The organism is Streptomyces sp. NPDC006450, from assembly GCF_040612195.1.
Taxonomy (GTDB): Bacteria; Actinomycetota; Actinomycetes; order Streptomycetales; family Streptomycetaceae; genus Streptomyces.
The window spans coordinates 35,368-37,796 of the sequence record NZ_JBEXPT010000063.1; the positions used below are offsets into that span (position 1 = coordinate 35,368).

A 2,429-nucleotide genomic window follows, 5' to 3' on the forward strand; every position below is an offset into this window, starting at 1 on the left:
CGCCCCGGACCCCCACCCCGGCGGAGGCCCCGGTCCACCGGACCGGGGCCTCCTCTTCTGCTTACTGCGCGCTCTTCCTACGCGGGCACGCGCTCGGCGTCCTTCACCCGCTTCACCACGACGGTGCTGCCGGCCAGCGACGGATTGTCCTGCACCGGCGTCAGCTGCTTGCCGAGCCGCAGCGCCAGCCCTGCGATGCCGAGCGAGACCAGGACGAAGATCCCGATGTAGAGCATCGGCATCCCCGCGGCCAGCGGCACACCGAGCGGCCCGAGCGCCAGAGCCAGCTGCTTGACGAGCGCGAAGGCCGAGTTGTACTGCCCCACGGACCCCTCCGGCGCCAGGTCGGCCACCAGCGGCGCCAGCGTCGGCGACAGCATGGCCTCGCCGATACCGAAGAGGGCGTACGTGGTCACGAACGCGGCGGCGGCCATGACGGCACTTCCGTGCCCCAGCCCGGAGAACGCGGCGATGATCCACGCCCCGGTCCAGAGCAGGCCGACGAGCGCGATCACGCGGGACCGGCGGTGGTTCTCCACCAGCCGCAGCACGACGAACTGGGCGAGCACGATCGCACCGGTGTTGGCCGCGAGCGCGAAACCGAGCGTGGACGGGGAGATCCCGGCGGCCTCGGTACCGAAGGCGGCGAGACCCGACTCGAACTGTCCGTAGCAAGCGAAGAAGAGGACGAAGCCGAGGACGCAGAACTGCACCATCGCCTTGTGCTCCATCAGCCGCTTCCAGCCGCCGCCCGGCTGGGCCGCGTCCTTGGCCAGTGCGGTGCTGATGCCCGGCACCTGCGGCATCCGCACGGTGGCGATGACCCCGGCCAGCACCAGGAACATCACGGCCTCGATGCTGAAGAGCAGGGTGAAGCTTCCGGGACGGCTCTCGTCGACGATGAGCCCGCCGATCAGACCGCCGATGCCCAGACCCAGGTTCTGCATGAAGAACTGGAGGGCGAAGGCACGGGTCCGGGTGGACGGGGTGGAGCACCGCACGATCATCGTGGCCAGCGCGGGCTGCATGACGGCCTGGCCGGCACCCAGCGCGAGCGCCGACAGCAGGATCGCGACCACGCCCGTGGAGAGCCCGAGCGACAGGGCGCCGAACGAGGCGACGACTGCCGCCCCGATGACGACGGGGACCGGACCGCGCCGGTCGATCACCCGTCCGGTGAAGGGCAGCGCGAGAAGCGCACCGAGGGCGAACGCCATGAACGTTCCCGTCGCCCACATGGGGTCCAGTTCGCGCACCTTCGCCGCGTAGACGTAGAGGAACGGAACCGTGAAGCCGATACCGAACGCGGTCAACGCGTTCCCGGCCTGGATCCTCCGCATCGCAGCGCCCATCACCTTGGTCACTTCTCACCACCTTGATTGCTGAAGCTTGAAGACTTCATACCTAAAGTTCGATGCTTAACACTACACATCGAAGGAGTTAGACGCCAACGGGCCCGTGCGATACTTCGGACCATGGGTGACACCCCCGACGGCACTGCGCCCGTCCACGAGCCGAGCCTCGACGAACAGATCGCCGTCTATCAGCGCGAATTCCAGGACCTGGACCCCCAGGTGGAGAAGGTCGTCTCGGCCCTCAGCCGCCTGAACCGCCGCATGAACGTCGCGTACGGCCGTCAGACGGCGGCCCTGGGCATCAGCAACGCGGAGTGGGAGGTCCTCAAGGCCCTCGTTCTGTCCGGAGCCCCGTACCGGATGGGCCCGAGCGAGCTCGCGAAGCAGCTGGGCCTCACGCCGGCGGCGATGACGCACCGGATCGACCGCATGACGGCGGAAGGACTGGTCACGCGCGAGCGGGACGAGAACAACCGCGTCCGCGTGATCGTGGAGCTCACCGCGGAAGGCCGCAGCAAGTGGCTGGACGCGATGCGCGCGGCGACGGTCTTCGAGGAGGACCTCCTCCAGGACCTCTCCACGGCGGAGCGGGGCGTACTGGGCGACATGCTCACCCGCCTCCTGGACCGCGTAGAGGACCTCCAGTCCCCGCACTGACCGCCTAGTGACCTGCCCCTGACGTCCGGGTTGACACGGGCTCCGCGGGTCCGTAAGGTTCTTCGAGTTGTCCCCGAGCTGAAAGGTTTCGGAGACAGCGAATCCCGCCGCCTCGTTGCGGCACCCAACTCAGCACGATCTCCCCCTGGGAACGCATTCGGCATGCCCGAATTCATTCTCGAAGGCCGATTATGAATCGCCTGGGAAATCCACTAGAGTTCGGGAGTCGGAAGGGCCCAACAGCCCGGAAGACAAACCCCGCTGACTGGGAGTCAGGCCCGAAAGAGTCTGATAGAGTCGGAGACACAAGAACGAAGGAAGCGCCCGGAGGAAAGCCCGAGAGGGTGAGTACAAAGGAAGCGTCCGTTCCTTGAGAACTCAACAGCGTGCCAAAAATCAACGCCAAAAGTTGATACC

Annotated in this window: 2 protein-coding genes; one reads left to right on the forward strand and one right to left on the reverse strand. The window is 67.1% G+C overall.

Annotated elements, in window-relative coordinates; translation table 11 throughout:
* Positions 1–77: 77 nt before the first annotated feature.
* Entirely contained in the window at positions 78–1,352 is a 1,275-nt protein-coding gene (locus ABZY57_RS19815) for an MFS transporter (protein ID WP_356513619.1), read from the reverse strand.
* Between the two features lie 123 nt (positions 1,353–1,475).
* On the opposite strand from ABZY57_RS19815, the gene ABZY57_RS19820 reads away from it, so the two are divergent.
* Positions 1,476–2,012, forward strand: coding sequence for a MarR family transcriptional regulator (locus ABZY57_RS19820; protein ID WP_243341117.1), 537 nt, complete (start codon positions 1,476–1,478; stop codon positions 2,010–2,012).
* Positions 2,013–2,429: the final 417 nt, after the last annotated feature.